The sequence below is a fragment of the Candidatus Poriferisodalis sp. genome, from assembly GCF_965204195.1.
Taxonomy (GTDB): Bacteria; Actinomycetota; Acidimicrobiia; order Acidimicrobiales; family Poriferisodalaceae; genus Poriferisodalis.
This window is the reverse complement of the sequence record NZ_OZ241975.1, coordinates 975265-1000373: the sequence shown is the minus strand read 5'-3', so window position 1 is coordinate 1000373 and position 25109 is coordinate 975265. Positions and strand designations below refer to the sequence as shown.

General features: G+C 67.9%; 22 protein-coding genes. 10 read left to right on the top strand and 12 right to left on the bottom strand.

Annotated elements, in window-relative coordinates; all coding sequences use genetic code 11:
* Positions 1-35 precede the first annotated feature (35 nt).
* The 3 genes from ACOGI8_RS04460 to ACOGI8_RS04450 are packed head-to-tail and all read left to right on the top strand — an operon-like array spanning position 36 to position 3082.
* Positions 36-914, top strand: coding sequence for an ABC transporter permease (locus ACOGI8_RS04460; protein WP_419855687.1), 879 nt, complete (start codon positions 36-38; stop codon positions 912-914).
* On the top strand, positions 911-1660 hold the full coding sequence (locus ACOGI8_RS04455) for an ABC transporter ATP-binding protein (protein ID WP_419855686.1): 750 nt from the start codon (positions 911-913) through the stop codon (positions 1658-1660). The genes ACOGI8_RS04460 and ACOGI8_RS04455 overlap by 4 nt, the downstream gene beginning before the upstream one ends.
* Positions 1661-1702: 42 nt before the next feature.
* The gene (locus ACOGI8_RS04450; RefSeq protein ID WP_419855685.1) at positions 1703-3082 is read left to right on the top strand and encodes an LLM class flavin-dependent oxidoreductase; all 1380 of its coding nucleotides are present in this window, start codon (positions 1703-1705) and stop codon (positions 3080-3082) included.
* 70 nt (positions 3083-3152) lie between these two features.
* Here the strand turns inward: ACOGI8_RS04450 and ACOGI8_RS04445 are convergent, their stop codons facing one another.
* From ACOGI8_RS04445 to ACOGI8_RS04435, 3 genes are all read right to left on the bottom strand, one after another.
* The gene (locus ACOGI8_RS04445) at positions 3153-3965 is read right to left on the bottom strand and encodes an SDR family NAD(P)-dependent oxidoreductase (RefSeq protein WP_419855684.1); all 813 of its coding nucleotides are present in this window, start codon (positions 3963-3965) and stop codon (positions 3153-3155) included.
* A 27-nt stretch (positions 3966-3992) separates the two neighbouring features.
* A complete protein-coding gene (gene hmgA, locus ACOGI8_RS04440) occupies positions 3993-5315 on the bottom strand; it encodes a homogentisate 1,2-dioxygenase (RefSeq protein WP_419855683.1) in 1323 nt (440 codons plus the stop codon).
* A 92-nt stretch (positions 5316-5407) separates the two neighbouring features.
* Positions 5408-6748 (bottom strand): MFS transporter, encoded by a 1341-nt coding sequence (locus ACOGI8_RS04435; RefSeq protein ID WP_419855682.1) that lies wholly within the window; start codon positions 6746-6748, stop codon positions 5408-5410.
* A gap of 74 nt (positions 6749-6822) precedes the next feature.
* Here ACOGI8_RS04435 and ACOGI8_RS04430 point away from each other — a divergent pair, with 74 nt between their 5' ends.
* From ACOGI8_RS04430 to ACOGI8_RS04415, 4 genes are all read left to right on the top strand, one after another.
* Positions 6823-7836, top strand: a complete 1014-nt coding sequence (locus ACOGI8_RS04430) for an NAD(P)-dependent oxidoreductase (protein ID WP_419855681.1) — start codon at positions 6823-6825, stop codon at positions 7834-7836.
* Between the two features lie 3 nt (positions 7837-7839).
* Entirely contained in the window at positions 7840-8907 is a 1068-nt protein-coding gene (locus tag ACOGI8_RS04425; RefSeq protein ID WP_419855680.1) for a TIGR03617 family F420-dependent LLM class oxidoreductase, read from the top strand.
* 186 nt (positions 8908-9093) lie between these two features.
* The gene (locus tag ACOGI8_RS04420) at positions 9094-9837 is read left to right on the top strand and encodes an SDR family NAD(P)-dependent oxidoreductase (protein ID WP_419855679.1); all 744 of its coding nucleotides are present in this window, start codon (positions 9094-9096) and stop codon (positions 9835-9837) included.
* Between the two features lie 165 nt (positions 9838-10002).
* Positions 10003-11646: a SulP family inorganic anion transporter gene (locus tag ACOGI8_RS04415; RefSeq protein WP_419855678.1), complete on the top strand. Its 1644-nt coding sequence runs from the start codon at positions 10003-10005 to the stop codon at positions 11644-11646.
* A 94-nt stretch (positions 11647-11740) separates the two neighbouring features.
* Here ACOGI8_RS04415 and ppk2 read toward each other — a convergent pair whose 3' ends face one another.
* From ppk2 to ACOGI8_RS04390, 5 genes are all read right to left on the bottom strand, one after another.
* Positions 11741-12592, bottom strand: a complete 852-nt coding sequence (gene ppk2 / locus ACOGI8_RS04410; protein ID WP_419855677.1) for a polyphosphate kinase 2 — start codon at positions 12590-12592, stop codon at positions 11741-11743.
* A gap of 147 nt (positions 12593-12739) precedes the next feature.
* Positions 12740-13618 (bottom strand): DMT family transporter, encoded by an 879-nt coding sequence (locus ACOGI8_RS04405; protein ID WP_419855676.1) that lies wholly within the window; start codon positions 13616-13618, stop codon positions 12740-12742.
* A 58-nt stretch (positions 13619-13676) separates the two neighbouring features.
* Entirely contained in the window at positions 13677-14657 is a 981-nt protein-coding gene (locus tag ACOGI8_RS04400; RefSeq protein ID WP_419855675.1) for an ornithine cyclodeaminase family protein, read from the bottom strand.
* Positions 14657-15859, bottom strand: a complete 1203-nt coding sequence (locus ACOGI8_RS04395) for an aminomethyltransferase family protein (RefSeq protein ID WP_419855674.1) — start codon at positions 15857-15859, stop codon at positions 14657-14659. Before ACOGI8_RS04395 ends, ACOGI8_RS04400 begins: the two co-directional genes overlap by 1 nt.
* The gene (locus tag ACOGI8_RS04390; RefSeq protein ID WP_419855673.1) at positions 15856-16344 is read right to left on the bottom strand and encodes a SixA phosphatase family protein; all 489 of its coding nucleotides are present in this window, start codon (positions 16342-16344) and stop codon (positions 15856-15858) included. Before ACOGI8_RS04390 ends, ACOGI8_RS04395 begins: the two co-directional genes overlap by 4 nt.
* Positions 16345-16642: 298 nt before the next feature.
* On the opposite strand from ACOGI8_RS04390, the gene ACOGI8_RS04385 reads away from it, so the two are divergent.
* Positions 16643-18637, top strand: coding sequence for a thiamine pyrophosphate-binding protein (locus ACOGI8_RS04385; RefSeq protein ID WP_419856362.1), 1995 nt, complete (start codon positions 16643-16645; stop codon positions 18635-18637).
* An 83-nt stretch (positions 18638-18720) separates the two neighbouring features.
* Positions 18721-19407 carry a class I SAM-dependent DNA methyltransferase gene (locus tag ACOGI8_RS04380; protein ID WP_419855672.1) on the top strand — a complete coding sequence of 229 codons (687 nt, stop codon included), beginning with the start codon at positions 18721-18723 and terminating at the stop codon, positions 19405-19407.
* 101 nt (positions 19408-19508) lie between these two features.
* Here the strand turns inward: ACOGI8_RS04380 and ACOGI8_RS04375 are convergent, their stop codons facing one another.
* The 4 genes from ACOGI8_RS04375 to ACOGI8_RS04360 all read right to left on the bottom strand — a co-directional run bounded on the left by ACOGI8_RS04375 (position 19509) and on the right by ACOGI8_RS04360 (position 23946).
* Positions 19509-20465: an IS481 family transposase gene (locus ACOGI8_RS04375; protein ID WP_419855671.1), complete on the bottom strand. Its 957-nt coding sequence runs from the start codon at positions 20463-20465 to the stop codon at positions 19509-19511.
* Between the two features lie 97 nt (positions 20466-20562).
* Positions 20563-21174 (bottom strand): hypothetical protein, encoded by a 612-nt coding sequence (locus tag ACOGI8_RS04370; protein ID WP_419855670.1) that lies wholly within the window; start codon positions 21172-21174, stop codon positions 20563-20565.
* Between the two features lie 144 nt (positions 21175-21318).
* Positions 21319-22620, bottom strand: a complete 1302-nt coding sequence (locus ACOGI8_RS04365; protein WP_419855669.1) for an inositol-3-phosphate synthase — start codon at positions 22618-22620, stop codon at positions 21319-21321.
* Positions 22621-22677: 57 nt separating this feature from the next.
* Positions 22678-23946 carry a cytochrome P450 gene (locus ACOGI8_RS04360; protein WP_419855668.1) on the bottom strand — a complete coding sequence of 423 codons (1269 nt, stop codon included), beginning with the start codon at positions 23944-23946 and terminating at the stop codon, positions 22678-22680.
* 93 nt (positions 23947-24039) lie between these two features.
* Between ACOGI8_RS04360 and ACOGI8_RS04355 the strand changes: the two genes are divergently transcribed.
* Complete coding sequence (locus ACOGI8_RS04355) at positions 24040-25089, top strand: ketopantoate reductase family protein (RefSeq protein ID WP_419855667.1); 1050 nt, start codon at positions 24040-24042, stop codon at positions 25087-25089.
* The last annotated feature ends 20 nt before the right edge of the window (positions 25090-25109 follow it).

The following is a 25109-nucleotide window of genomic DNA, read 5'->3' as shown; positions in this document are numbered from 1 at the left end:
GTTGCCCCAGGGACGGCCTTCGTAGGATGACCCGCATGGCCGACGAAGGCGGCGAGGCAAGCACAGTCGGCGAAGGCGGCGAGGCAGACACAGCACCGGTCCGGCCGCTCATCGACCTGACGTCTCGACCGACGGCGCGTACCTACCTGCGGGAGGCGTGGCGTCGGCGCGAGTTCGCCATCGTGGTGCCGGCGCAGGACCTGCGGGCCCAGAACATGGACACCACGCTGGGCCAGCTCTGGCACCTGGTGAACCCGGCTCTGCTGGTTGGGGTCTATTTCCTGGTGTTCGGCGTCATCATCGACACCCGGCGCGGGGTCGATAACTTCCTGGGTTTCCTCATCGTCGGCGTCGTGCTGTTCCATCTCACCCAGCGGGTCACCTTGGAGGCATCCACCTCGATCACGCAGAACATGGGCTTGATCCGCTCGATCCAGTTCCCGCGCATCCTGCTGCCCGCGGCGTCGGTGAACGGCCAGACCGCTGCGTTCGTGCCAGCGCTGGCGCTGGCGATCCTGGCGGTGCTGGCGACCGGCGAGCTGCCGACACTTCGCTGGCTGGTGCTGCCGGCGGTGCTGGTGGCGCAGTTCAGTTTCAACTTCGGCACTGCGCTGCTCGTGGCTCGCATCGGCACCACCATGCCCGACCTGCGCCAGATCCTGCCGCACCTGTTCCGGCTGCTGTTCTACGGCTCGGGCGTGATCTTCAGCGTCGATGCGTTCGTGCAGAGCACGGCGTGGCGGCGTGCGTTCGCGCTCAACCCGCTCTATGACGTGATCACGTGCGCGCGCTGGTGCCTGCTGGGCGAGCCGGTGGACCTGTGGGTGGTGGCCGGTCTCGTGATGTGGTGTGTGCTGATGCCCGCCATTGGATTCGCGGTGTTCCACCGGTCCGAGCAGAGGCTCGGCGCATGAGCGACCCCGCCGTCACGGTCGAGGTGCGCGACGCCCACGTCAGCTACCGGGTGTTCGAGGAGCCGGCCATGGGCCTCAAGCAGGGCTTTGCCCGGGGCCGGATGCGTCGCCAGTACCGAATGATCCCCGCAGTGCAGGGTGTGACGCTGGATCTGCGTGAGCATGAGACGCTAGGGCTGATCGGGCCGAACGGTGCGGGCAAATCGACGCTGCTCGCGGCGATGACCGGGCTGCTGCCGCTGCGCTCGGGCAGCATCCGGGGGCGGTCACGGCCGTCGCTGCTCGGGGTGTCGTCGGTGCTGCGACCGGCGCTGTCGGGGCGGCGCAACATCCTGATCGGCGGGCTGGCGCTGGGCTTCACCCGTGCCGAGGTGGAGCGCCGGATGGACGAGATCATCGATTTCGCCGGGCTGCGCGCCGACATCGATCGGCCCATGCGCACGTACTCGTCTGGCATGCGCGCCCGGCTGCGCTTTGCCATCGCCACCGCCCGCATTCCCGAGATCCTGCTGATCGACGAGGCGCTGACCGTGGGCGACGAGGAGTTCCGGCGGCTGGCGGCCGAACGCATCGACGACGTGCGCTCGGCCTCGGGCTCGGTCGTGCTGGTCACCCACAACATGAACGAGATCCGGCGCTTCTGCGACCGGGTGGTCTGGCTGGACGAGGGCCGCATCCGGGCCGTCGGCGACCCTGTCGAAGTTGTCGACAGCTATCTCGCAGCCCCGAGCCCCAACTCCCGCTGACAGGGCGGGACGGCTCGCAGCGAGTGGTGCGAGACTGAACCCATGGCGGCGGCACCGGGGGCAGACGGGCAAGGCCGCCGCATCATCCTGAACGCGTTCACGATGAACTGCGTGGGCCATATCCAGCAGGGGCTGTGGGTGCGAGACGACACCCGACAGCGGGAATACACCTCGCTCGAGCCATGGCTGGAGCTGGCCCGGATCTGCGAGGCCGGATGCTTCGATGCCATTTTCCTCGCGGACGTGATCGGGCTGTACGACACCTACCGGGGCAGCGCCGACACCTCGCTGCGCGAGGCGATACAGGTGCCCGTGAACGACCCGATGCTGCTGATCCCGGCCATGGCCACGGTCACCGAGCACCTGGGGTTCGCCTTCACCAGCAACGTGCTGCAGGCGCACCCGTTCACCTTCTCCCGCCAGATCTCCACGCTCGACCACCTCACGGGCGGGCGGGTGGCCTGGAACGTCGTCACCTCGTACCTGCAGAACGGCGCGCAGAGCCTCGGTTACCCGCGACTGCCCAAGCACGACACGCGCTACGAGCGAGCCGAGGACTACCTGGACGTCTGCTACAAGCTCTGGGAGGGCAGCTGGTCTGACGATGCCGTGGTGGCCGACACCGAGCGCGGCGTCTATACCGACCCTGACCGGGTGCGGCCGATCGACCACGAAGGCCCGTACTACTCGGTTGCCGGCCCGCACCTCGCCGAACCGTCGCCGCAGCGCACGCCGGTGATCTACCAGGCCGGCTCGTCGGATCGTGGGCGCGATTTCGCGGCCAAGCACGCCGAATGCGTGTTTGTCGTGGCGGCCTCGCGGGGCCTGACACGCATCGCCGAGGACATCCGGCGCCGGGTGAGTGCGGTCGGTCGCCACCCCGATGACGTGAAGATCATTGCCGGCCTGTCCCCCATCGTGGGCGGCACGGAGGCCGAGGCGAAAGCCAAGCACACCGACTATCTCGAGACGCTCTCGCTGGAAGCAGGTCTGGCGCACCTGAGCGGAAACCTCAACATCGATCTGAGCCACATCGACCCCGACCAGCCGCTCGAGACGCTGAACACCGAGGGCGTGCGCGGCCCGGTGAAGTCGCTGCTGGATTCGGCGCGGCCGGGCACCCGGACCTTCGGCGACCTCATCAAGCTGAACATGGCCGGGCAATTCCTGGTGGGGTCGCCCGAGCAGATCGCCGACGGCATGCAGCGCCGGCTCAACCAGGGTGTGGACGGCTTCAACCTGGTGTATGCCACCACCCCCGGCACGTTCGTGGACTTCATCGAGGGTGTGGTGCCGGTGCTGCGCGAACGAGGTCTGGTGCAGCGGGAATACCAGCCGGGAACGCTGCGCGAGAAGCTGTTCGGCCGCAGGCGCCTGCCCGACACGCACTACGCCAGCGGCTTCCGCCAGCAGCGGGTGTAGCCGATCGGCGCGGCGGCGCGGCGGCGGATAGCCGGCTCAGCCAGCAAGAAGAATGACAGCGGCGTCCGGTTCAGCCCCGCGGCGAGGCCCGTGTCGGTCCTCGCAGCGTCACACCGCCGTCGACGACCAGTGTGTGACCGGTGATGTAGCGGGCCTCGTCGGTGCACAGGAACCTGACCGCAGCGCCGACATCCCAGCCATTTCCCTCGATCTTGAGCACGCTGGCGCGCCGCCGGGCCTCAGCGAGTTCGGGGGGCATGTCGTCGCCGCCGACGAGCGGCGTGCGCACCGGTCCGGGGGCCACGCAGTTCACCCGCACGCCATCGGCGCCGTGGTCAACGGCCATGGCGGCCGTGAGCGCCATGATCGCCCCCTTGGAGGTCGAGTAGGCCGTCATGCCGCGAGGCCACAGCGCCGAGATGGACGAGATGTTGACGATCGCTCCCCCGCCCGAGTGCTCGATCATGGCCGGAATGGCGTGACGAGATGCCAGCACCATCGAGGTGAGGTTCACGTCCATCACCCGCTGCCACGCATCGACATCGCCCGTCACCACCGTGCCGTCGCTGCCGATGCTGACGTTGTTGATCAGGATGTCCAGCCGGCCCCACCGGTCGAGCGCGGCCTTCACCATTGCCTCGCAATCGGCTTCAACGGTCACATCGGCACCGACAGCGATGGCGCTACCTCCCTCGGCGCTGATCATCTCGACAGTGGCCCCGGCGAGCTCGGGCTTGCGGTCCACCGCCAGCACGTGCGCACCGGCCTCGGCCAGCAGGACTGCCGCCGCCCGGCCGTTGCCAATCCCGTCGCCGCGTGCACCCGCGCCGGTGACGATCGCCACGTGGCCGCCCAAGTCCGCAGTCGCCCGAGTTGCAGTCATCCGTCGACGCTCCGGCGGGACAAGTGCTCAGCCGTCGCCGTTGAGGCGGAGGGTGCTGCGGTCGTCCAGCGGCGTCCAGGCGTCGGCGTAGTCGCTCTGCAGCTCGTCGAGGCCGGCAGCCCACGCCGTGGGGATCCATGGGTAGCGCGACTCAAACATGAAGGCGAGCATGTCGGCCATCCGGCGGGGTTCGAGCTCGGCCGTGGTGCCGGCGTCGTAGGCCTCGATGTCGGGACCGTGGGGCAGGAAGGCGTTGTGGATGCTGACGCCGCCGGGCTCGAATCCCCCCTCGGGCTTGGCGTCGTAGGTGCCCTCGATGAGCCCCATCAGCTCGCTCATCACGTTGGAGTGGTACCAGGGCGGGCGGAACGTGTGCTCCTGCACTGCCCAGCGCTCACGGAACAGCACGAAGTCGACGTTGGCAGTGCCCGCTGTGTCTGATGGAGATGTCAGCAGTGTCCAGATGGACGGCGCCGGGTGGTCGAACAGCAGCGGGCCCAGGGGGCAGTAGTTGCGCAGGTCGTACTTGTAAGGGGCGAAGTTGCCGTGCCAGGCCACGACGTCGAGCGGCGAGTGCGGCAAATGCGTTTCGAGCAGACGGCCGCCGTGCTTGAAGACCAGTCGGGTGGGTTGATCCTCAGCCTTGTAGCCAGCGACCGGGAACAGGAAGTCGCGGGGCATGGCGAGTGCGTCCACGCCGATCAGCCCCGGGTCGGGCAGCCGGAACGGCGCGCCGTAGTTCTCGCACACGTAACCCCGAGCCGTCTCTTCCATGAGCTCGACACGGAACTTGACGCCACGCGGCACCGTGGCCAGTTCCGCAGGCCCGACGGCGAGGGTGCCGAGCTCGGTGACGAGGCGCAGTGCGCCCTGCTGGGGCAGGATCAGCATCTCGCCGTCGGCGTTGGCGAACACCTCGCCATCCATGGACCGATTGGCGACGTACAAGTGCGTTGCAGCACCCGTGCCGAGGTGGGCGTCGCCGTTGGCAGCGAGCGTGCACAGGCCCTCGAGCCAGCTCAGCGGCTCGTCGGGAACGCTGATCGGGTTCCAGCGCAGCTGGGCCACGGGAGGCATGCCCTCACGGCAAGGCGAGGTGCGGAGGTTGCCCCCCTCGATGTCGCGCAGCCCGCCGATATGGCGCACCGACGGGCGGATCCGGTACATCCAGGTGCGCAGCGCATCGGCCCTGGGCGCCGTGAAGGCACTGCCCGTCAGCTGCTCGGTGTAGAGGTCGTGTGTGACCCGTTGCGGACTGTTCTGGCCGACCGGCAGTACGCCGGGCTCTGCCTCGGTGGCGTGCTCGTTGCCGAAACCGCTCTGGTAGTCGATGCCGAAGTCGTCCCCCATCGCGCCAGCCTAGGACGGGCTTGCGAAGCGAACGGTTCTCGGTGTGCGAGAGCCGCTGGGGGCGGCAATTCCACACCGAAAAGGAGGCGGCGTCAGGGTCCGACTGGGCGCTGGCGGCGCATGGTCATCGCGAGCACCGAGGCACCGGCGGCGCAGGCGGCAAAAGCCAGCCAGACCACGCTGTAGCTGCCCGTCCACTCGATGACGTAGCCCGCAGCGAGGCCGCCAATGCTGAGACCGGACATGAAGCCGAGCATCACGAATCCCGATGCCCGCCCGGCCAACGAGACAGGGACGCCCGTGATGATGGACAGCATCGACACAGCGCTGAAGGACATCATCGTGCAGCCGGCCAGCAACGACATCACCCACATCAGCGAGTCGTGGACTGAGCCGGCCGCCAGCAGGAGCACCATGGCGACCACGGTGAAGGCGGACTGGATGGTGAGCGCGCTCGCTGGGCGGACCCGAGCCTCGGTGAGGCGGGCCCACCAGATGCGCGACGCCGCCGCGGTGATGCCTGCGAGCGCGCTGGCCATGCCTGCCCAGAAGTTGGTCCACCCCAACGACTGCTCGGCGTAGAGCACTTGGAACCTGCCGAAACCGCCGACCACGCTCCCCATCAGCAGCGAGTACCAGGTGAGCTTGGTGATGAAGGCTCGCTCGGCAGGCCTCATCTGAGCGGGCGGGGGGCGCCTCGTGCCGGCCAGGCGAGAGCGCCTGTCACCGGCGGGCTGCGGATTGCTTGCAGTCACTGAGACACGGGTGTCGGGCGAGCGGCGTTCGGCATCTGCTCCGTCGGGCTTCGCGGGAGCATCCGGCCGCAGCCACAGCTGTATGCCGACGGCGCACACCAGCGCCACGACGCCGTAGACGCCCATTGCCGCACGCCAGCCGAACCAGACGGCCAGTGTCGGCAGCGTGAAGCCTGACAGGAACGTGCCGAACATCACGCCCGACTGCTTGAGCCCGGTGATCGTGCCGCGTCGTCCTTCGGGCACACGCTCGGCGATGAGCTTGTTGGTGGCCGGATTGCACCAACCCTGCCCCAGCCCCGCGAACGCCGCTGACGCCATGAGCACCCACACGTTGGCGGCGAACGCCATGCCGAACATGCCCACGCCGGCAGTGATGATCGTCAGCACCGTCGAGAGCTTCGGTCCGACGCGATCGGTCAACCGGCCGGACAGCGGTGCGAACGCCGCTGCCACCACAGTGTTGGCAGTCAGGGCAACACTGAAAGCGCCAGTCGTGATGTCGAGCGCCGCGATGACATCGACCGCCAGCACCGCCGGCAGCATCATGGGGATCGGGCCGAGCACCATCGTCGCAACCAGCACAAAGCGCAGGCCCAAGCGTTGCAATGGTCCGTTGTGGACTTCTGCGGCATCGCGATGCGCGCCCGCCGCGCTGGGGGCGTCGACCGTTCGCATCGCTGCGAACCCTATGGCCGCTGCTCGACAACCGTGCAAACAGCGCAATCGGGCTCAGCCTCTAGCGTGCCAGCGTGAATTCTTCCCAAGTGCTGCTGCCCGCCGATGACTATCAGCGGCTTGCCGGTCGGCTCTCAGCACTCGATCACGACATCACGCCGCTGCTGTGGAGCCGTGAGAGCGTGACGCTGCAGGACGGCTCAGTTATCGCTGACGCGAGCGGCGTGCCAGCCGACGACGCCGTCTACGCACCCGCCGCCGCCTGGATCTCGATCGGTTTGCTGTTTGGTGGCAACTTGGCGCCCTTCGTCGACGCAGCGCTCGCTCCGGGGACGCTGCGCTGGACGCAGGCCTGCCTGGCGGGAACCGACGCGCCGCCGTTCCAACAGCTACTGGCTGCAGACGTTCGGCTGAGCCGCAGCGACGCTCCCAACGATGCCACCGCCGAGCACACGATGTCGCTGGTGCTGAGCACGTTTCATGACTGGGCAGGACGGATCGACCGGCGCCGGGCCGGCGACTGGCTGCAGGTTCCATGGCGGGAGGTACGCGGGAGCCGGTGGCTCATCGTTGGATTCGGCTCGATCGGCCGCAAGGTGGCCACGCTGGCCCGTGCCTTCGGTGCAGCGGTCGTGGGCGCCCGCCGCAGCGCCGCCGACGATGCCGATCTCGAGGCCACTGACGCCATGGTGACCATGGATGCCATCGCGGGCGAACTGCCGCTCGCCGATGTGGTGGTGCTCACCTGCCCGCTCACCGACGAGACTCGCGGGCTCGTCGACGCTGAGTTCCTGTCGGCTCTGCGCGACGACGTGGTGCTGGTGAACGTGGCGCGAGGCGCCGTCATCGACACCGACGCTCTCCTGGCGTGGCTGGATGGTGACCGTGGGGCGACAGCGGTGCTCGACGTGTTCGACATCGAGCCGCTGCCCGGTGACAGCCCGCTGTGGCAGCACCCCAAGGTGGTGATGACCACCCACATCGGCGGTGCCGGCAGCGGCATGACGGCCCGCAACGATGACTTGTTCATCGCTCAGCTCGAGCGGTTCATGGCCGGCGGCACACCGCACCTGCTGGTTGAGGGCTGAATCATGAAGGCTGAAACGTTGCTGCCGCTCGGCAAGCTCGACCCGGGGTTGCGCGCGCCCGACGTGCCACTCGACGTGACGACCATCGGCGAGGCCGCTGCACAAGTGGAAGCGCTGGGATATGACGCCCTCGTCGTCGAAGAGACAAAAGACGACCCGTACCAGTTGCTCGCCATGGCGGCAGTGGCGACCTCCACGCTCGGGCTCGGCACCTCGGTGGCGATGGCGTTCCCCCGATCCCCGACGGTGACTGCCATGTCGGCGTGGACACTGCAAAAGGCCTCTTGCGGACGGTCGATCCTGGGGCTGGGCTCCCAGGTGCGCGGCCACATCCGTCGGCGCTACGGCATGGAGTGGTCGGCGCCGGGGCCGTGGATGCGCGACTACGTCGGCGCTCTCCGTGCGGTATGGCGCTGCTGGCAGGACCGCACGCCGCTGGAGTACGAGAGCGAACACTACGACCTCAACCTCATGGTGCCGCTGTTCGACCCCGGCCCCATCGACCATCCCGACGTCCCGGTGCACATCGCCGCGATCAACCCGAACATGTGCGGCGTCGCCGGCGAGGTTGCCGACGGCGTGCGGCTGCACCCGGTGTGCTCGCCCCGCTACATCACCGAGGTGATGGCGCCTGCAGTCGCCCGCGGTGCCGAACGGGCCGGGCGCGACCCCAACGCAGTCGAGTGGTGCATGAAGCCGCTCGTCGCCACGGCGCCCGACGAGGCAGCCTTGGCCGTTGTGGCGAGCACGGTGCGCGAGCGCGTCGGCTTCTACCTCTCAACACCCGCCTACCGGGCAGCCTTCGATGTGCACGACTGGACCGACGAAGCGGAGCGAGCGGCGGCCCTCTCCAAGGCTCAGCGCTGGGACGAGATCTCGGCGATCGTGTCCGACGAGATGCTGCACACCATCGCCACGGTCGGCACCTACGACCAGATCGGCGGGCTGCTCGCCGAGCGGTACGGCCCCCACATCGACCGCATCGAGTTCTCGATTCCTGTCGCCAACCCCGACGACGGCGAGCAGCTGTCCGGCATCCTCGCGGAGTTGCAGGCGGCCAGCCGTCCCTGACCCGACTTCACTGGCGAGCTGTAGTGCTGCCGAGTGAGGAAAGCCGGCTGAGACGGGATTCCTACATCGAGACGACTGCCGGCGCCGCCATCGTCAGATACGCGGAATGCGAGAGGTCTAGGGTCTCGCCGTCGACCTCGCGCGGTTTCCGCCGAGAATCAATCACACAGTGAGAGGAACAGGCAGATGGGTGTTCTTGACGGACGGGTTGCGATCATCACCGGCGGTGCACGAGGGCAGGGCGCAATTGAGGGCCAGCTCTTCGCCGACGAGGGTGCGACGGTGGTGCTCACCGACGTGCTCGACGACGAGGGGGAGCGCACCGCGGGCGAACTGGGGTGCGACTACTTGCATCACGACGTGGCCGATGAGGCGGCTTGGGATTCGGTGGTTGCCGACGTGATCGCTCGCCACGGGCGCATCGATGTGCTGGTGAACAACGCCGGCATCTTCCAGGGCGCTGGTCTGATGAAGACCTCCAGCGCCGACTTCGACCGCATGCTCGCGATCAATGCCCGCGGTGTGTTCCTGGGCATGCAGAAGGTGGGTACCGCGATGGCCGAGGCCGAGTCCGGTTCGATCATCAACATCAGCTCGGTCGCGGGGCTGATGGGCACCGCCGGGTCGTTTGCGTACAGCGCCAGCAAGTGGGCCGTGCGCGGCATGACGAAATCGGCCGCAAAGGAGCTGGGGCGTCGCGGTGTGAGGGTGAACTCTGTCCACCCCGGCTACATCGACACCGAGATGCTGGCGCAGACCAATGTGTTCACCGAGGACAGCGACCGCACCCGACGCATCCTGCGCGCTGTGCCGCTGGGGCGCGTCGCCGAGCCCGCAGAGGTGGGCCGGGTGGTCTTGTTCCTCGCCTCCGACGCCAGCAGCTACTGCACCGGCCAGGAGTTCACCGTGGATGGGGGCATGTTCGGCTGAGTGCGCTCAGCCGAACCATTCGACACAGCGGCTGAGCTTGCTCTGCCGAACCATTCGACACAGCGGCTGAGCTTGCGTAGTAGTCGAAGCAACCAGATTCGTAGGTAGCCGCCCGGGGCTGAACTACTGTGACCCGCGGGTGCCTCCCACGCCGCGAGGTGTGACATGAACTACGACATCGGGAACCTCCGTGCGGACCTTCGAGCCGGCATCGTCTCGGCGATTGTCGTGTTGCCCTTGGCCCTGGCGTTCGGCGTCGTATCGGGCTTGGGCCCGATCGCGGGCCTGTGGGGAGCGGTAGCCGTCGGATTCCTCGCCGCTGTCGCGGGCGGTACGCGGGTGCAGATCTCCGCTGCGACCGCTCCGGTGGCGCTCGCTGTGTCATTCGTCCTCGTCAGGTACGCCGATTCGACGGTCGAAGCGCTCACCATCATCTTCATCGCAGGGATCCTCCAGGTGCTGCTCGGGCTGCTGCGGATCGGCAGCCTGTTCCAGTACACGCCCCACTCGGTGACATCGGGCTTCGTCAGCGGTGTCGGGGTCATGGTGGTGCTGCTGCAGGTGCTGCCGTTCTTCGGCGCCGATCCCCTGCTGGGCAACCCGATCGATTCGATCCGTCACTGGGACGACGCCGCCCGCGACATGGACTTCCATGCGTTCGGCGTGGCAGTTGCCACCTTCGTGATCTGCGCCGGATGGCCGAAGCGATGGCGCAAGCACGTGCCGGCGGCGGCCGGCGCCCTGGTATGCGGAACCATCCTCGGCGCATGGATCTTCGACGGAGCGCCGCGGATCGCCGACGTGATCGAGGCACCGTCGTTCTGGGCGATGGAGATGCCGGGTGCCGGCTTCTGGGGAGCCGTCGGGGCCGCCATGACCATCGCTCTCATCGGCTCGCTGAGCAGCCTGCTGAGCGCTTCGGCCGCCGATTCGCTGACCGGGCACCAGCACGATCCGAACCGAGAGCTCCTCGGCGTGGGACTCGGCAATGCCGTCGCCGCCATGTTCGGCGGTCTGCCGGGCGCGGGCGCGCCCGGTGCCACTCAGTCCAATATCCGGGCCGGCGCACAGACTCGTGTCTCAGGCGTCGTCTCCGCGGTGGCGACGCTCGTGCTGATCATCGTGCTCTCGGGCCTCATCGACAGCGTTCCCTATGGCGTGCTTGCCGGCATCTTGCTGTGGCTCGGGCTCAGCCTCATCGACTGGCGCTTGATCACGCACCTGTACCGGGTGCAGCCGGAGCACGTGCTGGTGATGCTGCTGACCTTGGGTCTGACCGTATTCGTCGACCTGCTGGTCGCCATCGCAGCGGGCATCGTCGCCGCTGCCCTTGCAGCCAGCCGTCGCTTCGAGCGGCTGGAGCTCGACAGCGTGCTGTCGGTGCCGATGCTCGACGCCGTGTTCTTCGCCGACAGCGACCGGGTCGACGTCAGCCAATTCGATGCGTTCTCCGCACGAGTCGGCATGGTCAAGATGCGCGGCAGCTTCACCGTCGCCTCCTCGAACCGGCTGCGGATCGCCATCAGCAAGGACATCCAGGAGCACCAGGTGGTGATCCTGGATTTCACCGAGACCAGCTACATGGACGACAGCGCTGCGCTCGTGGTGGAGCAGCTCATCGACGCCGCCATGGAGCACGACACCGAGTGCATCGTCATCGGGGTCGACAGCCTGCCGGAGGGCAGCCTGCAGTCGCTGGATGTGCTGCATCGGGTGCCGGGCGACCACTTCGTCGCCGGCTTCGACGACGCTCGGGTGATTGCCGCGCGCCTGCTCGAGATCAACATGGAGTCCAGCGCGCAGTCCTGAGCGACCTCGCCCAGTCCGCCCGGGCCACAGCTTCGCCGTTCGGCTCAGGCCATCGGCCGAGATTCACGACGCCTCGGCTGGCCGCGACGGCTGCTCAGTACAGCTCGGGCACGAAGGTCTGGTCTGACATCGGCGGCCGCACGTACCCGCCTGCCGATTCGCGCTCAGGCAACTCGACGTGCTCCCACGGCACGGCCTCGTAGGGGATCTGCGACAGCAGATGAGCGATGCAGTTCAGCCGGGCGGCCCGCTTGTCGTCGGCATCCACGACGTACCACGGTGCCTGCTTGATGTCGGTGTGGGCAAACAGCGTGTCCTTGGCGCGTGAGAAATCCACCCAGCGGGCACGGGCCTCAAGGTCCATCGGCGAGAGCTTCCAACGCCGGGCCGGGTCGGCGATCCGGCTTCGAAAGCGGCGCTCCTGCTCCTCGTCGCTGACCGAGAACCAGTACTTGATGAGGATGATCCCCGAGCGGACCAGCATCCGTTCGAACTCGGGGCATGACCGCAGGAACTCCTCGTACTCCTCTTCGGTGCAGAAGCCCATGACCGGTTCGACGAGGCCGCGGTTGTACCAGCTGCGGTCGAAGATCACCATCTCGCCCGCCGCCGGCAGCTCCTCGACGTAACGCTGGAACCACCATTGGGTCTTCTCGCGGTCGCTGGGTGTGCCGAGCGCGACGACCCGCACCACGCGGTGGTTCAGCCGCTCCATGATGCGCTTGATCGTGCTGCCCTTGCCCGCAGCGTCTCGGCCTTCGAAGATGACGACGACCTTCAGCCCGTTGTGACGGATCCAGCGCTGCAGGCGGGCGAGTTCCTGCTGCAAGAGCTTGAGCTCGCGCTCGTAGGCGCGGCGGGACAGGCGGCTGGGTCGCTTCGGGGGAAGCTCAGGGAATTCCTCGAACTCGGATGCAGTCGCGTCCGCCTCGGTTTCCGACGCCATGTGTTCGGACAGTATCCGAGCGAACTGTGGGGCGAAGACCCGAAGGCCCGGCAGCACGAAGACCCGAACGGCTCCCAAGGCGAGCACCCGATGGCCCGGCAGGGCGTGAAGCCAAGGCAGAACGGCCGCGACCGCGGGCGCAACCGCTCAGTCGCTGCCGAACGCCGCTGCTCCCCTGCGATCGAGCACCGTGGCGTAGAGCATCCCGAATATCACCACGACCGCGCCTGCCAAGGTGACGGCCGCCGGGTACTCGCTCAGGAACACCGCCGCCCACACGATGCCGGCCACGGTCTCCACGGGAGCGAACAGGGCGACTTCGCTGGCGGGCGCGTGCTTCGGTGCGTTGCTGTAGGAGAGGCGGCCGAGCGGGTTGCAGACCAGGCCCATGGCCAAGATGGCTGCCCAGGCAGGGGCGTCGAGCCCGCCCGGATCGGCGACGAGCGCAGTGGGGATCACCACGAGCAACGCAGCCAGGGCAAGTCCCATGAGACGGCTCATGTCGCGATGGCGGCGCCAGATGACGGTGCTGGCGGCGAAGCAGATCACCGCGATGAGAGCGAGGAAGTCGCCCCAGAGGTTGGGCGAACCGATTGACGTCGACACCACCATGCCGATGCCCACCACGGTGAGCGCGATGCCCGCGGTGACCCGAGGTGACGTCCTCTCTCGCAGGGCCACCCACGCGAACGCCGCGGCCAGCACCGGCGCGGATGCCACGATCGCCACCACGTTGGGCACCTCGGTGTGGGTGATGGCCGAGATGAACGTGAGCTGGCTGATCGCACCGAGCACGCCGATGGCCAGCAGCGGCCACGTATCGGCCCGCAGCGACGCCCACGAGGCTGATGCTCGGCGCAGGGCCATGGCGCCGTAGAGCAACAGCGACAGCACGCCCACGATGAAGGCGATGTCGAGCGCATCGGCGCCGGAGACACGAACCCACAGCGAATCGGTGGACACCAACAGCATGCCGAGCGCTGCGAGGCCCCAGCCGAAGCGGCGGCCGCCGTTGCGGGCGATCACGATGCCGCGCTGCGGAGGTTGATGTGGCTTCGCCGCGACCGGTCCACGACTCGGGTGCTCACGGCAGCGGGCTGCGGCGATCAGGTGCGCCCGCCGACCCGGATGCGATCCGTCGATGCACGAGCCTGGCGGCGGCCAGATCGGACAGCGCGAAGCCGACCGACTTGAACAGGGTGATCTCGCTGTCGGAGGTGCGGCCCGGGTGGCGTACGGCGGCGAGCGACGCCAGGTCGGCAGCGATGTCGTCGGCGGAGATCACCCCGGCATCGAGCGGCTGTGCCAGGTCTCCCGCCCCGAGCGCGCCGTCGAGCGTGTCGACGAACAGCGTCGCCAGCTTGACGGCCTCGTCGTCGGCCTCGCGCATGTCGGCCCGGAAGGCCCCCACCAGATCGATGTGCGTGCCCGGCCGCACAAGGGCGCCGCGCACCAGCGGGCTGGTGGCACCCGTGGCGCAGGAGATGACGTCGGCTCGCTCGATCGACTCCTCAAGCGAACCGGCCGGCTGTGCCGGCAGACCATGCTCGACGAGCTGCTGCGCCGTTGCGGCGGCGCGCTGCGGGCTGCGACCCCAGACCTCGACGGCGTCGAAATCGCGGACTGCGGCATGGGCGAGCGCCAGGTTCGGCGCCAACTTGCCGGTGCCCGCCACGAGCAGGCGGCGGGCGTCTGGGCGGGCCAAACGGTCGGCGGCGAGAGCGGAGACCGCCGCGGTGCGTCGCAGCGTGAGCTCATCGCCGTCGAGCACGGCGCTGAGCTGGCCGGTCTGGCCGTCGAACAGCAGGTAGCCGGCGCTGATGGTGGGCAGATTGGTGCCGGCATTGGAGGGGTAGTAGGTCACCGCCTTCACCCCGAGCACCTCGCGGTCCACCCAGGCGGGCATCACCAGCAGCGAACCTGTCCCGCCGTCCGGCAGGCTGACGTCATGGATCTCTCGTTGCGGCACCGAGGCGTTGCGGTCGACCAGCAGGCGCTCGATTGCCTCCATCAGCTCGTGCCACGGCGTGGACTGTTGTACCGCCGCCGCGTCGAGCGTCAGCATCAGCCGGCGGCTGCGGCCGGGCCGCCCCAGGCGACGCGCGGCAACTGCTTTTGCTTGTCAACGAAAGGCAGCGTGTCGACGGTCGCCGCGTGCGGCGTGCCGTCATGGTCGTGCAGGCGGACGGTTTTGGCGAGCCAGTCGTCGCCGGGGAGCGATTGGTCGAAGCGCACGTAGCCGACGCCGGTATCCAGCGTGGGCGACCAGGTGCCGATGGTGACGTGCCCGACCTGGCGATCTGCGTAGCTGATGCCCATGCCGGGCTCGGGCATCGCCGTGGGGCAGATCAGGCCGAACAGCAGCTGGCTGCGATCGGCCCGCTCCAGCGCGGCCTTGCCGATGAAGTCCTCCTTGTCGAGCCGGACGAACTGCCCGAGGCCAGCGCCGAAGGGCGTCAGGTCGGGTTCGATGTCGCTGCCGTTGTCCAGGATTCCGGCTTCGATGCGTCGGATCCCCATGGACGACCCGGGGCTGAATTCCATGCCGAAGCGTTCGCCGCAGGCGAACAGGCCGTCCCACAATGCGTCGTGATCGGTGGGCTCGGGCCCGCTGTTGCAGTAGATCTCGATGCCTGCCTCGCCTGTCCAGCCGGTGCGGGACACCCACAGTGTCTGTCCGCAGACATCGAAGAAGCCAGCGCGGAAGTAGCGGAAGCTGGCTGGCAGTCCCCCGCAGATCGCCGCATCAGCCACATCCAGCGACATGGGACCCTGGATCTGCAGCACCCGCGAGCGAGGGTCGAAGACCTCCACATCGAGCCCGATGGCGTGCGCCTTCAGCCAGCTCAGGAACTCGCCGTTGGCGATGACATACCAGAAGCGGTCCTCGGACAGGCGCATCAGCACCCCATCCATCAGGATCGCGCCGTCGTCGCTGCATGCGAGCCCGTACCGGCAGCGGCCGATGCCGAGATCGGTGACCCTGCACGCCAGCACGCGTTCGAGCAGCTTCGCAGCATCGCGGCCCTCGATCGCCAGCGGCTTCTCTGGCACGTCGTACAGCAGCACGCCTCGGCGCAGCTTCCAGTAAGCGGGAATGGGGTTTTCGTCGAGACTCGACTTCATCGGGTACAACCGGTCGCAGTACACCGCATGGACGGTCTCGGGGGTCCTGTAGCGGTGCGCGAACGGCGATCTGCTGATCCGGTACGGCACCAGCGAGATCGTGTCGAATGACTCGACGTAGTAGTGCTGGCTGGCCCTCACGTCAGGTCCTCCCGATGCGCACCGAGACTGCGAGGCGATCGGTAGACGCCATGGCTGACGGCACCGTCGGCGACATGCAGTTCCCACACAGACGCCTTTTTGCAGCGTGTGGGGTTCACGTCGATGCCACGGTAAGAAAAGCGCCAGAGCACCTCCGGTATGACGTCGCCGTGGCTGCACAGCACGCTGTCGCCCGTCTCGCCGCTTAGGCGCTCCACCAACGCTTCGGTTCGCCTGCCGTCGGCGCCTTCGGCCAGCTCGGCGGAGATCTCGATGTCGAGGCCGAGTCTTGCCGCAAGCGGCTCGATCGTCTGGACGCAGCGCACGCTGGGGCTCGACAGTACGCGCAGGATCGGTGCTGAGGCGAGCGCCGCTGCGATGGCCTCCGCCTGGGCGTGGCCCATCGGATCCAGCGGTCGCGCGCTGTCGTCGCCCCGCCAATCACGCCGATCGCCTGCGGAAGCGTGACGCACGAGGAAGAGCACGCCGGAAACGCTAGAGCCGCGCAGAGGTGTCTGGCGTCGCTTCGCGACCAAGAGGCTGAGCCCCGGGCCGGAGCGGCCCGCGAGCGAAGCGAGCTAGAGCGGCAAGCGCAGGGCGAAGCCGTGGCCCGAGCGGCCCGTGAGCGCAGCGAACAAGAGCGGGCAGCAATAGGTGCCCCTGGGCGGTGTGCGACGATGAGCGCGAGTTGAACAGGGGCGAGCGATGAGCGACACATCCCAGCATCCGACGCCCAGCGTCACTGAGTCCAATGCTGCGACGCCAAGCATCGCAGTGCCAGCGCTGCCCGCCAGCGAGTTCGCGTGGCACCGGCTCATTGGCGTCGACGAGCTCGACGTGGGCCGCGTCACGACGGTCACGGTCGAGCGTGAGAGCTTGTGCGTCACTCGAACCGAGTCGGGCTTCGGGTGTCTCGCCAACGCGTGCCCCCACCAGGGCGGTCCCTTGGGCGAGGGCAGCATCGAGGGGGGCTGGCTGCGCTGCCCGTGGCACGGCTACGACTATTCGCCACGTAACGGCACACCGCCTCCACCGTTCGACGACGCACCGGCTGCCTACCGCACCGAAGTCAGGTCCGACGGCGTGTACGTCGCGCTGCCGATCGCCCCCAGCCGGTCCCGCACGGTGTCTGACCAGCTCGTGGAGACAATGACGGCTTGGGGCGTGGCATGGGTGTTCGGCATGGTCGGGCACTCCAACTTGGGATTCGCAGATGCCCTGCGCGAGGCCGAGGCCGATGGCTCGCTGCGATTCATCGGGGTGCGGCACGAAGGTGCCGCCTCGTTCGCCGCCACCGCCTACGGAAAGCTGACGGGAGGCCTTGCAGCGTGTTTCGCTATCGCCGGGCCCGGCAGCACCAACCTGCTCACGGGGTTGTACGACGCAAAGATGGACCGTGCGCCGGTCCTCGCGCTGTCGGGCCAAGTGCCGTCGAGCGTCCGGGGCCGGGGCGCCTTCCAGGACACCGACCTCTCCGCGGCCTTCGCCGACGTATCTCGCTACTCGGCGACAGTCCAAGCGGGTTCCGATGCAGCCGAGCTGATGAACCTGGCCTGCAAGACCGCCTTGGTGGAGCGCGACGTGGCGCACCTCGTGCTGCCGGATGAAGTGCAGGTGTTGCCGGCGGCTGCACCCGAGCGACCGGCCGGCTCGCCGCAGGGCCGCACCGGTGACCGCGGCGTGTCGCCTGCCGCCGGTGCGCTTGATGCGGCGGCAGACGTGCTGTCGGGTTCGAAGCGGCCGATGATCGTCGTGGGTCACGGTGCCCGCAGCGGCATCGACGACATCTTGGCGCTAGCCGAGGCCATCGATGCGCCGGTGGCCACGACCTTCAAGGGCAAGGGACTGATTGCCGACCAGCACCCGCTGGCCTGCGGCGTGCTCGGCCGGTCGGGCACCCCGATCGCGAGCTGGTTCATGAACGAGGCAGACGCGCTGGTGACCTTCGGCGTGTCGTTCGCCAACCACACCGGCATCGCGTCGTACAAGCCGATCGTACAGGTGGACTTCGACCCGATGGCGCTGGGCAGGTTCCATGCGGTGACCGTGCCGATGCTGGCCGACGTAGGGGTGGCGGCCCGAGCGCTCGTCGGGGCGCTCGCAAGCAGGGCCGGCAGCCCGTCGGCCGCCGCCGAGGTGGCGGCGCGCTGGGACATCTGGCGTGAAGAGAAGCAGCGCCGGCAGGTCGACGACCGCGGCAGCGGCGTGAACTCGGCGGTGGTGTTCGAGGCCCTGAGTCGCCTTGTGCCGGCTGATGCCGTCATGACTGTGGACGTCGGCAATCACGCCTACTCGTTCGGCCGCTACTTCGAGCCGTGCGGTCAAACCGTGCTGATGTCGGGATACTTGGGCTCGATCGGCTTCGCGTTCCCGGCCGCGATGGGCTGTTGGGCCGCCACCCAGCGTGCGCCGGGCAGCGCTGAGGGCGCAGACGGTTCGCGCTGGGCCGGCCGGCCGGTGGTCTCGGTGTCGGGCGACGGCGGCTTCGGCCAGTACGCCATGGAGCTGACAACGGTCGTCAAGTACGGGATGGACATCACCCATGTGCTGCTCAACAACGGCGAGTTGGGAAAGATCTCCAAGGAGCAACGAGCGGCCGAGTTCGACGTCTGGCAGACCTCGCTGCACAACCCGGGCTTCGCTGAGTTCGCGGAGCTGTGCGGGGCGATGGGCCGCCAGGTGACGGCGGCGGACGGGCTGGACACTGCGCTCAGCGAGGCCTTGGCTCACGCGGGTCCCGCCTTGGTGGAAGTGCTGACCGACCCGCTGCTCGTCTGAGAGATCGACTCGTTTCCCTGCGCTACACCGCCGCCCCAACGGCACCCCTGCGCAGAGAACGGCAGCACTAGCGTCTCGCAACGATGACGGGGCAATCTGCGACAGACTCCGCAGCGACGAGCATCGGACTCGACGACGCGTACGCCGTCGACGGCCCCGAGGACAACCGCAAGCTGTATGCGTCGTGGGCAGAGACTTACGAGTCGGTCTTTCTCGCTGAGAACGACTACGAGTACCACCTGCATGTGGCGGCCGCTTTCTGCGGCGGTGAGAACCTTCGCAACGGTCTCGATGGGCCGGTGCTCGATGTCGGCTGCGGAACGGGTGTGGTGGGTGCCGAGCTGGCACGGCTGGGTGTCGGGGTGATCGACGGCATCGACATCTCGCCTGAGATGCTGGCGAAGGCCGCCGCCAAGATGCACGAGGGGCGTGCGACCTACCGGCAGCTCTTCGAGGCCGACCTCACTGGCCGCCTCGATCTCGGCAGCGACGCCTACGCCGGCATTGTGAGCGCGGGCGCGTTCACCCACGGCCATCTCGGCCCCGAATCGGTCATCGAGTTGCTGCGGGTAGCGCAACCCGGTGCGCGCTGCAGCCTGGGCATCAACTCGGCACACTTCGTCGAAGTCGGTTTCGGCGACTGGCTGCTGCAACGCCAGTCGTCCGGGCAGATCAGCGGGCTCGACTTCGAGTTGCATCCCATCTACGGCGGCGCGGATCCCGACGACCCCGACCGCTGGACACGCATCGCCGTCTTCACCGTGGCGTAGCCGTTCTGCAGACGTGAGAGCCACCACCCCGCGCCGAAGCGGGCCGGCGGAGAGGGAACCGGCCCGCTTCGTGAGCCTGCGACGCCAAGCGCAGCCTGGTCCTAGCTGTCGGTTCTAGTGAGGTTGTGTGCGCGTGATGCGGGTGGGCCGCCGACGGCGGTGTGGTGTCGGTGGCAGTTGTAGTCGTGGACCCAGCGCGTCAGGCGGATCCTGCGGTCGGATTCTGATCTGAACACCCGGGCGTAGAGGAACTCGTCGGCCAGGGTGCGGTTGAACCGCTCTGCTTTGCCGTTGGTCTGGGGGCGGTAGGGCCGGGTGCGGCGGTGCTTGATCCGCCGTTCGGCGAGCAGCTCGGCGAACTTGGCGGAGGTGAAGTTCGGGCCGTTGTCGGTGAGGACCTCGTCGACGGCCATGTTGTTCGCCCAGAACCAGTCCTGGGCGCGCCGCCAGAACCCCACCAGCGTGTCGGCTCGTTCGTCATCGAGCGCCTCGACGTACGCGACCCGGCTGTAGTCGTCGATAGCGACGTGCAGGTAGGTGTAGCCGCGGCGCTTGCGGCGCCGCCGTTTGGTCTTGGGCGACCCGCGGCCGTGCACCCGCCAGCCGCCCCCGGGCGGCACCTTGCCAATTTTCTTGACGTCGAGGTGCACCAGCTCGCCGGGCGCACAGCGCTCGTAGCGGCGGATCACCCGCCCGGTGGGACGGTCCATCCAGGCGAGCCGGTTCAGCCCGTGACGGCGCAGCACACGCCAGATCGTCGAGGGGGGCACTCCGGTGCGCGCAGATAGATACGCCGGGCCCCGCTTGGTCGAGCGCCGCAGCCGACAGATCCGCTCCTCGGTGCGGGCATCGGTGCGCCTGGGGGAACGGTGCGGCCGGCTGGAACGATCCCGAAGACCCGCTTCGCCCTCAGAGCACCACCTATGCCACCACTTCGCGACCGTGCCCCTCGACAGGCCCATCTGGCGGGCCACCTCGGCCTGGGTCGTCCCCGCCTCGATCCGTTCGACCAGCAACAGCCGCCCAGCGGGCGTCAAGCGAGCATTAGCGTGAGACATCGAGCCTCCTGATGTGTCCGTGTTGTTGTCGCCAACACCACGTTCGCACAGGAGGCTCAACCCATCACCCTGCTACCAACCTCTATGTCCAGAACACCTAGGTCGAGGTTGACCACGCTCCTGCATTGCTGCCGTGGCCATGGCCGCCGAAGCCTTTGCCGCCGAAACGCTTGCCGCTGTGCCGACGACCCTCGCCGGACCGGCCTTCGGCCCACTCGGGCTTCTCGCCGTTGACCCATGCGGTGATTCGCTCGGTCACGGCGTCGACATCGATCTCACGGTCGTGCTCGGCCGCCCTGTCGGCGACCGCTGTCACGAGGGCGTCGATCACGTCGGACACCGCAACGCCTTGCTCAGCAGCGATATCGGCGAGCGTCGAGCCGTCCTTGAGCTTGGCGCGCAGGGTCTCGGCGTCGATGCCAAGCACCCCGGTCAGCGTGTCACTCGCTCCGGCCCGCCAGTGGCCGCCGCCTCGGCGTGTGCCGTGCCTGTCGCAAGTGCCCCCGGAGTCGTCTGCGTCGTCGTCAGCTTGCTGCTGGTCGGCGTTGCCGTTGCTGTTCTGGGTCTGCGCGCTTGCGCTGCCCGCACCGAACGCAACGATCGCAGTCGCTGCCAGCAGCAGTGCGGCCAGCAGCGCCAGCAGCCGGCTGCGCCCGCGTCTGCGCCTCGGTGCCTCGATGGGTTCGTCAATCTTGCCGGTCTCGGTCATGCCACCAGTCCTTTCGTCGGGGTTCGTGCGACGACCCAGACGATGGCGAATGAACCTGAAAGATCCCTGAAACCAACCTGAGAGCGGCATGAGATTGTGATCGCCGCGCAGCCGCCTGCGCGCAGCAGCCTTGTTCGGCGCTCGTCAGCCGGCCTCGGAGTGGGTGACCGGCTCCTCGCCCATCCACTCGCGCAGGGTGTTCTTCAGCTTGGTCTGCTGGATGAATAGGTCGTGCTCAGGCCCTGCCGGATCGGCCGACTGGGGAGCCTTGAGGTAGAACGACAGCCACTCCTGCACGCCGCCCTGGCCGGCACGCTGAGCCAGGTCCAAGAACAGCGCCAGGTCGAGCACGATCGGTGCCGCGAGGATCGAATCGCGGCACAGGAAGTCGATCTTGATCTGCATCGGGTAGCCGAGCCAGCCGAAGATGTCGATGTTGTCCCAGCCCTCTTTGTTGTCGCCGCGGGGCGGGTAGTAGTTGATCCGCACCACGTGGTCGATCTCGCTGTAGAGCTCGGGATAGGTCTCTGGCTGCAGTATCGTGCCGAGCACGCCCAGCTTGGACGTCTCCTTGGTCTTGAAGTTCTCAGGGTCGTCCAGCACCTCGCCGTCGCGATTGCCCAAGATGTTGGTGGAGTACCAGCCGCGAAGGCCCAGCATCCGCGCCTTCAGGCCAGGTGCCACGAGCGTCTTCATCAGCGTCTGGCCTGTCTTGAAATCCTTGCCCGCAATGGGCACGCCGCGGCGCACAGCCAGTTCGGTCATGGCCGGTATGTCGACGGACAGGTTCGGCGCGCCGTTGGCGAAGGGCACGTCGCTCATCAGCGCTGCATATGCGTAGATCTGGCTGGGCGAGATGTTGTCATCGTCGGCTGCCAAGCCGGCTTCGAACGCCTCGACACTCGCGTGCACCTCTGTCGGTTCCTGGTACGCCTCGGTGGAGCCGCACCACACCATCACCAGCCGCTCGCACTCGTTCTCGGCCCGGAAACGCTCGATGTCCTCCATCAACGCCTGGGCAGCTTCGAGCTTGCCCATCGGGGGCTTGGTACGGGTGCCTTCGAGCCGGCTCACCCAGCGGCTGTCGAACACGGCGTCCATCGCGATGATGCCCTCCAGCTCGCGGGAGATCACGCCGAGGTCACGGTCTTCCAGCACGCCCGCGGTGCGGGCGCCTTCGAGCGCATTGGGCGTGATCGGATCCCAGCCGCCGAACACCAGGTCGTCGAGTGAAGCCAACGGCACGAAGTCGCGGATGAGCGGGTTGCGGCCCTCCGCCCGGCCGCCGAGCCGGATGTGGGCCAACTGACTGACCGACCCGATCGGTTCTGCCAGCCCGGCACGCGCCGCGAGCACCCCGGCGATGAACGTGGTGGCCACAGCTCCCATGCCAGGAGTGAGCACGCCCAGCTTCCCGGTCGCAGGTGCAATCTGCGGTTGGTTCATGACCCCAACGCTACGGGCAGCCTGAGCGAAGAGGTCTCCGCAACGGGCCGGGCGGGCTCAGGCGGCCAGCGGTGCGGTCGGCGTGAACTCCACGTCGAGGTGCTTGACGCCGTGGATGAACGCGGCCTGCAGCGTGTCGGGCTCGTTGACCGCAACGATGTCAGGCAGCCGGTCGAACAGCTCGCGGTACATCACCGTCATCTCCCGGCGGGCGAGATGGGCGCCCAGGCAGTAGTGCGGGCCGGGGCCGCCGAAGCCGTACTGCGGGTTCGGGTCGCGCAGCACGTCGAACTTGTACGGGTCGTCGAACACCGCCGGGTCGCGGTTGGCAGCAACGTAGAACATCGCGAGCTTCTCGCCCTCTTTCATCTCGCGCCCCCCGAAGACGAAGTCGCGGGTGAGCGTCCGGCGCATGTAGCCGACCGGGCTGGACAGCCGCACGATTTCCTCGATCGCAGTGGGCGCGACACCCTCGAAGTCGGCGGCCCAGATGGCGCGCTGGTCTGGATGATCGGTGAGGTACTTGAGCCCCCACGAGATGGCGTTGCGGGTGGTCTCGTTGCCGGCCACCACCAGCAGCACGAAAAAGCTGGCCAAGTCGGAATCGCTCAGCCGATCATCGGGCAGCTCTGCGTTGACCAGCACGCTGGTCAGGTCCTTGCCGTCACCGCCACGCTTCGCCTCGGCAACCTCCTTCATCAGCTCGGCGAGTTGGGCGCCCGCGCCCAGCAGCGCCGTCACGAAGTCGACGCCTTCAGGCTGGTACTCGGGATCTCCGATGCCCAAGATGATGTTCGTGGCTTCGAACACGCCGTCGTATTCCGACCGGGGAATGCCCATGAGGTCGCAGACGATCTTGAGCGGCAGCGCGGCGGCAACCTCCGTCACGAAGTCGCAACTGCCCTTCTCGCAGACGGCGTCCACGATGTCAGCCGCCGAGGCTTGGACGCTGCCGTCGAGGTCAGCCAGCATCTTCGGCGTAAAGCCCTTGGCCACGAGGCGGCGCAGCCGGGCGTGGCGCGGGTCGTCCATGGCGATCATGGAGCTGAAGAACTCGAGGAACTCCGGCGGTGCGTCCAGCATGGTGATGCCCGCGGCCGAGCTGAACACTTCGGTGTTGCGGGAGACGGCCGCGACATCGGCGTGCCGGGTGACGCACCAGTAACCGGGTCCCACCGGAATCAAACCGTCGTAGCCGGGTTCTTCGAACCAGTCCAGCGGGGCCTCGGCATGGTGCCGGGCGATCACCGCGTCGATGACATCGGCCGGCTGGACCCAGAACTCCGCTTCCATCATGTTCGGCACGTCGGTATTCCACTCGCGCATGGCAGCACGGTAGTGCGAGCAGCAGGCACCGCCTACGCGCTCGCAGGCGGCAACGCGGGCCGCGCTCAGGCCCATCTGGCACGATGTACCGCCGTGGCAGCGGACCATGCACCAGATCGTTCTTCGGCCGAGGGCGACGCTGACCTGAACTACATCGTGCACGGAGCCGGGGCCATCGGCTGCGTGCTGGGTGCTCGGCTGGCCCAAGCCGGCCGCCGCGTGGCCCTCATCGCCCGCGGCGAACATCTCGAAGCTCTCCAACGAGACGGCCTCAACATCTCGGGTTACACCGAGGGCCACTTCCGGCTGCCAGCCGTGCGCACCGCGCACGAGCTCGACGTGGACGAGCGCACCGTGGTGCTGCTGGCAATGAAGACACAGCACACGTTTGAAGCGATCGAACAGCACCGGGAGCTGTACGACGGAGTGCCGCTGTTCTGCTTCCAGAACAGCGTTACGAACGAGGAATGGCTGACTGAACAGGGTTTTCGGGCCTATGGCGTCATGGTGCGCATCGGTGCTCGTATCGACGAACCAGGTGTGGTCACCCACACCGGTGCGCGCCGGGCCAAGATCGGATGCTGGCCCACCGGCTCCGACGAGCTGTGCGCTGCCGTGGTGGACGATCTGGTGGCCGCCGAGATGCGCGCCACGGTTGATCAACACGTGGCCGAGGCCAAGTGGGGAAAGCTGGTGCTGAACCTCACGAACGCCTTCTCGGCGCTGATCGACTTGCCCGTGCAGGAATGGTTCTGCGATGAGGAAACCCGCTTCTTCATGGCCGATCTTCAGGAAGAGGCCGCCGACGTGCTGGACGCGGCCGGCATCTCGCCGGTCATGGACGACGGCAGGGACTTGCGCACATGGATCGAACGGATGCGCGTGCCGGGCCAGCGCGAGCCACGAGGCGATTCAGACCCGGTGATGCACAGCTACCCGTCCACCTGGCAAGACCTGCACTTCCGGCGTCCCACGGTCGAAGTGGAGCACTTCAACGGCCGGATCTGCGAACTCGGCGAGCGGCACGGCATCGCCACTCCGCTCAACCGGACGCTGAACGATCTGTGCCACGACGCTGCGGCCCGCCGGCTGGGGCCAGGCACCGAGACCGTGGCATCGCTGCGCGCCGCGGCCCGCCGCTGATCGTCACAGCGACGCGTTGG

Excerpts from the sequence above, each read along its gene's own strand:
- ACOGI8_RS04460 (WP_419855687.1), top strand. The coding sequence starts at position 36 with ATGGCCGACGAAGGCGGCGAGGCAAGCACAGTCGGCGAAGGCGGCGAG.
- ACOGI8_RS04455 (WP_419855686.1), top strand. The coding sequence starts at position 911 with ATGAGCGACCCCGCCGTCACGGTCGAGGTGCGCGACGCCCACGTCAGC.
- ACOGI8_RS04450 (WP_419855685.1), top strand. The coding sequence starts at position 1,703 with ATGGCGGCGGCACCGGGGGCAGACGGGCAAGGCCGCCGCATCATCCTG.
- ACOGI8_RS04445 (WP_419855684.1), bottom strand. The coding sequence starts at position 3,965 with ATGACTGCAACTCGGGCGACTGCGGACTTGGGCGGCCACGTGGCGATC.
- hmgA (WP_419855683.1), bottom strand. The coding sequence starts at position 5,315 with ATGGGGGACGACTTCGGCATCGACTACCAGAGCGGTTTCGGCAACGAG.
- ACOGI8_RS04435 (WP_419855682.1), bottom strand. The coding sequence starts at position 6,748 with ATGCGAACGGTCGACGCCCCCAGCGCGGCGGGCGCGCATCGCGATGCC.
- ACOGI8_RS04425 (WP_419855680.1), top strand. The coding sequence starts at position 7,840 with ATGAAGGCTGAAACGTTGCTGCCGCTCGGCAAGCTCGACCCGGGGTTG.
- ACOGI8_RS04420 (WP_419855679.1), top strand. The coding sequence starts at position 9,094 with ATGGGTGTTCTTGACGGACGGGTTGCGATCATCACCGGCGGTGCACGA.
- ACOGI8_RS04415 (WP_419855678.1), top strand. The coding sequence starts at position 10,003 with ATGAACTACGACATCGGGAACCTCCGTGCGGACCTTCGAGCCGGCATC.
- ppk2 (WP_419855677.1), bottom strand. The coding sequence starts at position 12,592 with ATGGCGTCGGAAACCGAGGCGGACGCGACTGCATCCGAGTTCGAGGAA.
- ACOGI8_RS04400 (WP_419855675.1), bottom strand. The coding sequence starts at position 14,657 with ATGCTGACGCTCGACGCGGCGGCGGTACAACAGTCCACGCCGTGGCAC.
- ACOGI8_RS04380 (WP_419855672.1), top strand. The coding sequence starts at position 18,721 with ATGACGGGGCAATCTGCGACAGACTCCGCAGCGACGAGCATCGGACTC.
- ACOGI8_RS04375 (WP_419855671.1), bottom strand. The coding sequence starts at position 20,465 with ATGTCTCACGCTAATGCTCGCTTGACGCCCGCTGGGCGGCTGTTGCTG.
- ACOGI8_RS04370 (WP_419855670.1), bottom strand. The coding sequence starts at position 21,174 with ATGACCGAGACCGGCAAGATTGACGAACCCATCGAGGCACCGAGGCGC.
- ACOGI8_RS04365 (WP_419855669.1), bottom strand. The coding sequence starts at position 22,620 with ATGAACCAACCGCAGATTGCACCTGCGACCGGGAAGCTGGGCGTGCTC.
- ACOGI8_RS04360 (WP_419855668.1), bottom strand. The coding sequence starts at position 23,946 with ATGCGCGAGTGGAATACCGACGTGCCGAACATGATGGAAGCGGAGTTC.